Annotated in this window: 2 protein-coding genes; both read right to left on the reverse strand. The window is 69.9% G+C overall.

Translation table 11 applies throughout. The features are described from left to right. Positions 1-37: 37 nt before the first annotated feature. On the reverse strand, positions 38-721 hold the full coding sequence (gene ligK, locus ACQKIP_RS46550; protein ID WP_365863486.1) for a 4-carboxy-4-hydroxy-2-oxoadipate aldolase/oxaloacetate decarboxylase: 684 nt from the start codon (positions 719-721) through the stop codon (positions 38-40). Positions 722-803: 82 nt separating this feature from the next. Next, positions 804-1,816: amidohydrolase family protein (locus ACQKIP_RS46555; protein ID WP_427745773.1), on the reverse strand; the 1,013-nt coding region annotated here is incomplete at its 5' end.

A 1,816-nucleotide genomic window follows, 5' to 3' on the forward strand; every position in this document is an offset into this window, starting at 1 on the left:
GGTCGGGGTCAGTCATCGGGAGTACTCCTCGTGCTGTTCAGTCGACGTAGGTCAGGCCGTGTTCGGCCAGGCGTCCGCGCATGTCATACATGTCCAGGCCCAGCTCGCCCGCCTTGAACCGTTGCCGCTTGCCCTCCTCGGCGGCCTCGCGCTGCAGGGCAGCTCGGGCCACCGCTGCGGCCCGGGCGGCGGGGACAACGACGACGCCGTCGGCGTCAGCGACGATCACGTCACCCGGGTGGACCAGTGCGTTGGCGACGACGACCGGCACGTTGACCGAACCGAGGGTGGCCTTGACGGTGCCTTTTGCGTTGATCGCGCGGGAGAAGACGGGGAAGTCCATCTGCCGCAGCTCGTCGACGTCGCGGCACCCGCCGTCGATGACCAGGCCCTTGGCACCGCGGGCGCGCAGCGAGGTGGCCAGCAGCTCGCCGAAGAAGCCGTCCTGGCTCTCGGTGGTGCATCCCGCGACGACGACGTCGCCCTCCCGGACCTGCTCGGCGGCCACATGCAGCATCCAGTTGTCGCCGGGCTGCAGCAGCACGGTGACGGCGGTGCCGCAGAGCTTCGCGCCCTCGTAGACGGGCCGGATGTAGGGACGCATCAGACCGAGCCGGCCCATGGCCTCATGCACCGTGGCGACCCCGAAGCGGGACAGGGCCTCGACCGCGGTGCGGTCGGCGCGTTGTGTGGTGCGGTGGACGACTCCGAGTTCGTGCATGGGGTGGCTCCTTGCGCTGTCTGTCATGGGTGATCGGATCGAGGACCGCGTCCGCCGGTGCGCGGCGGGAGCCCGGGGTGGCTCAACGGCCCAGGGCGGTCAGGCGGGCATCCAGCCGGGGGTAGACACGCCGGGCGTTCCGTTCCTCGATCACGGTCAGTTGTTCGCCGGAAAGGCCCGCGTTCTCGACGTAGCGGCGGGTGTCGTCGAAGTGGTGGCCGGTGTGCGGGTCGATGCCGCGGACGGCTCCGATCATCTCGGAGGCGAAGAGGATGTTGGTGTGCGGGACCACTTCGAGGAGCAGGTTGATGCCGGGCTGGTGGTAGACGCAGGTGTCGAAGAAGACGTTTTGCAGCAGTGACTCCACCGCCTCGGGCTTGCCCAGCGCCTGCGCCAGGCCCCGGAAGCGGCCCCAGTGGTAGGGCACGGCGCCGCCGCCGTGCGGGACGATCAGGCGCAGCTCGGGGAAATCGGCGAACAGGTCTCCCGACAGCAGCTGCATGAACGCGGTGGTGTCGGCGTTGAGGTAGTGCGCCCCGGTGGTGTGGAAGGCCGGATTGCAGCTGGTGGAGACGTGCACCATGGCCGGCACGTCCAGCTCGGTGAGCTTCTCCCACACCGGGTACCAGGACCGGTCGGTCAGCGGTGGTGCCGTCCAGTGGCCGCCGGAGGGGTCCGGGTTGATGTTGACGGTGACGGCGCCCAGTTCGAGGACGGCGCGTTCGAGTTCGGGGATGACGGTGGCCGGGTCGGTTCCCGGTGACTGCGGCAGCATCGCGCCGGGGGCGAATCGCCCGGGGTACAGCTCGGCGACGCGGTGGCACAGGTCGTTGCAGATGCGGGCCCACGCGGCGGATGTGGCGAAGTCGCCGATGTGGTGGGCCATGAACGAGGCGCGGGGGGAGAAGACGGTGACGTCGATGCCTCGCTCGTCCATGAGGCGCAGTTGGTTGGTCTCGATGGACTCACGGATCTGGTCGTCGCTGATGGCCGGCCCTGCGGGGTCGGGCGCCCGTGCCGGGTCGCTGAGTGCGGCGATCTGGGCCTGGCGCCACTGCCCCAGCGGGTCCGGTGCCGTCGTGTAGTGGCCGTGGA

It is taken from the genome of Streptomyces sp. NPDC059900, from assembly GCF_050270335.1.
GTDB lineage: Bacteria > Actinomycetota > Actinomycetes > Streptomycetales > Streptomycetaceae > Streptomyces.

Bases quoted from the DNA above. Each gene is read 5' to 3' on its own strand.
- ligK (WP_365863486.1), bottom strand. From the start codon at position 721: ATGCACGAACTCGGAGTCGTCCACCGCACCACACAACGCGCCGACCGC.